Here is a 2,509-nt window from a genome sequence, read left to right on the forward strand (position 1 = left end):
CCGCTGATGCCGTTCTGCGTCTGGCTGCTGCTATTGATGTTGAAGCCGCCGGTCGCGCCGCTCTGATCGACCGCGACGGCTTGGCTCTGGATCAGCTCGTGCGTGCCGAGATCGAGCGTTGGGCTGTTGAAATAGCCGAAAAAGGAGCTGAAGTCGCTTCCGGCGACGGCGAGGCCGCCGCGCATACCGCGCATGGTGGCCTCGTCGAGGGTACGGTCAGCGGTCAGGTCGGTGATGGTCAACATGGTTTCTCTCCTGTCTATCTTCAGGTTGTGTCTAAAAGGGTCTGGGACGGTCTTGCTTAGGCGACCTGGCCGGCGATGCCGTTCTGGGTCTGATTCGAGAACACCAGGTTCAAGCCGCCGATGTTGCCGGACTGGTCGACGGCGACGCCTTGGCTCTGCAGCAGGGCGTGGGTGCCGAGATCGATCTCGGGGGTGTTGAAGATCCCCAGCGAATCGAAGTCGCTCAGCGAGAAGCCGCCGCGGACCTTGGTCATGGCTGCTGCGTCGAGGTCGTCGCGAAGGGTGAGGTCGGTGATGGTCAGCATGAGTGTCTCTCCGAGTGGGTCTTGAGTGTTTCGCGCTGTGGTTGCGCTTGCTGGGGATAGAGCAGGCGCTGTGCCAACTCCGCGAAACGCGCCCGGAGGCCCCTTGAAACAAGGCTCTTGCGAGTGAGGCATGCGGGGATTGCGGCGGAGAAGGGCTATTTTGTTTGTGAAAGACAAACAGCAGTGAGAAAAGTGTTTGCTCATATCCCCAATCAGCCGTGACCGCAGTTATCCCAGCATCCTGTGACCGGAATTGTGGATAAGCTGTGCGATGCGCGCCCAAGCAGCTGTCCGCCAGGGAAAAAGCACCTGCCGGTCAGGAGTTGACCGCCGCGCTGGCGCGCCCGGCGGCCGAGAGGTCGGCTGGGGCATGAGCGCGTTGAGGTCCACGGGGCTCATTGGGAGAGACCTGAATGACGAAACGCACCCGTCGCACTTCTAGACCATACTCTGGCATCAGCCCCATCCACGGAGCGCGATGGATGTGCTCTCGATGGGTGCCGTGCTCAGGCTCGGCGACGACCCGGATCCACCGGGCCGGCCGGCGTCCGATCCCTGGGTCGAGGGTCACGGCCCTTTTTCAACAACCATAGGCTTGATACGCATGAGCAGATTCAAGAAGAGAAGGCCATCTCTGCGCGGGCCATGGCTCGCGCGCGCTACAGGTGTCGTGCTGATCCTGGGTGCGTGCGCGACCTATGGGCAGGGTCACTGGCTTCCCGTCGAGGGCAGCGGCTGCACCGTCTGGGCGGACAAGGCGCCGAAGGCGGGACGGGTCATCCATTGGACGGGCGGATGCGACGATGGAAAGCTGTCCGGTGACGGTGTGCTGGAGGTCGTCGCCGACGGGGAGAGCCTGCTGCGCTTCGAGGGCACCTTTGTCGCCGGAAAGGCCGAGGGTCAGGGTGATCTGGAAAGGCGCAGCGAGGAAGGCACGACACGCTATCGGGGCGAATTCGCCGCGAGCCTCAAGGAGGGAGAAGGGCTCTACGAGCTGGCCGATGGCGGGCGCTATTGGGGCAGCTTCAAGGCGGACGTTGCCGAGGGCGCCGGGGTCTATCAGGGGGCCGACGGCTCCGTCTATCTCGGTGAGGTCCAGGCCAATCAGCCGCATGGTGCAGGGCTGATGGTCATCGCCGATGGCGCATCCTATCAAGGCGGCTACGTCGACGGAGAGCGCCAGGGGCAGGGCGTTCTGCTGTTTCCCGACGGCTCCGTGTTTCGGGGGGGCTTTCAAGCCGGCAAGGCCGATGGTCAGGGTGTCTTCCTCGCGGTCGATGGCGCCGTTTACCAGGGCGTCTGGCGCCAGGGAAAGGCCGACGGCGTCTTCCGGGTAACGCGCCCGGATGGCGAGCAGGAGCAGCAGACCTGGAAGGACGACGTCAGAGTCGACAATCAACAATCGGATCAGCAATCCGCTCCGGGAGGCGCCCAATGAGCCGAGATACATCCTGTGAACGCAGCGACGTCCGCAAGCGAGCGCCCACATTCGTCGCGTCCATTTCCGCCGTTCTGCTGATGGCGACCGCCCTGATGCCAAGCACCGCCCCACAGGCCGGCGTCTTGGCGGGCGCTGCCGTTGGCGGCATCGTCGGAGGAGCCGTTGGTGGACAGGACGGCGCCGCGGCTGGCGCCGTCATCGGTGGTATCGCCGGCGCGGCGGCGGCGCAGAATCGCCGCAACGATTACCGCCGCCCGCCACCGCCTCGGCATCCGCCCGCGCATCATCGTCCACCCCCAGGGCGTCGGCCGCCTCCCGGCGGGCGTCCACCTCGCCGCTAGTGCGCGGCTCCGTCTCAACGCGCGAGACGGAAGGCCCCCGGGAGTCTTGATCTCCAGGTCAACAGCTGTCGGCCTGGAGGCCGACACTCCCAGCGCACTGGCGGCGCCTTTGAGATGGGGCCGCTGAAAGCGTCGCTTGTGTGACCGATGAAAAGAGGAAGCGGCCTTGGTCATCAG

5 protein-coding genes are annotated in these 2,509 nt (G+C 64.9%); 2 read left to right on the forward strand and 3 right to left on the reverse strand.

Annotation, left to right across the window (positions count from 1 at the left end):
• From G3446_RS26310 to G3446_RS26320, 3 genes are all read right to left on the reverse strand, one after another.
• The coding region (locus G3446_RS26310; protein ID WP_164456618.1) for a hypothetical protein at positions 1 to 245 on the reverse strand (245 nt) is incomplete at its 3' end.
• 56 nt (positions 246 to 301) lie between these two features.
• Complete coding sequence (locus tag G3446_RS26315; protein ID WP_164456619.1) at positions 302 to 550, reverse strand: hypothetical protein; 249 nt, start codon at positions 548 to 550, stop codon at positions 302 to 304.
• A gap of 316 nt (positions 551 to 866) precedes the next feature.
• Positions 867 to 1,121 (reverse strand): hypothetical protein, encoded by a 255-nt coding sequence (locus G3446_RS26320; RefSeq protein WP_164456620.1) that lies wholly within the window; start codon positions 1,119 to 1,121, stop codon positions 867 to 869.
• 33 nt (positions 1,122 to 1,154) lie between these two features.
• Between G3446_RS26320 and G3446_RS26325 the strand changes: the two genes are divergently transcribed.
• Together G3446_RS26325 and G3446_RS26330 are read left to right on the forward strand one after the other, a co-directional pair.
• A complete protein-coding gene (locus G3446_RS26325; protein WP_164456621.1) occupies positions 1,155 to 1,988 on the forward strand; it encodes an MORN repeat-containing protein in 834 nt (277 codons plus the stop codon).
• Positions 1,985 to 2,332, forward strand: a complete 348-nt coding sequence (locus tag G3446_RS26330; protein WP_164456622.1) for a glycine zipper domain-containing protein — start codon at positions 1,985 to 1,987, stop codon at positions 2,330 to 2,332. The genes G3446_RS26325 and G3446_RS26330 overlap by 4 nt, the downstream gene beginning before the upstream one ends.
• Positions 2,333 to 2,509: the final 177 nt, after the last annotated feature.

It is taken from the genome of Thiorhodococcus minor (genome assembly GCF_010820565.1).
Taxonomy (GTDB): domain Bacteria; phylum Pseudomonadota; class Gammaproteobacteria; order Chromatiales; family Chromatiaceae; genus Thiorhodococcus; species Thiorhodococcus minor.

Coding starts and splice junctions, on each gene's coding strand:
- G3446_RS26315 (WP_164456619.1), bottom strand. CDS start 550: ATGCTGACCATCACCGACCTCACCCTTCGCGACGACCTCGACGCAGCA.
- G3446_RS26325 (WP_164456621.1), top strand. CDS start 1,155: ATGAGCAGATTCAAGAAGAGAAGGCCATCTCTGCGCGGGCCATGGCTC.
- G3446_RS26330 (WP_164456622.1), top strand. CDS start 1,985: ATGAGCCGAGATACATCCTGTGAACGCAGCGACGTCCGCAAGCGAGCG.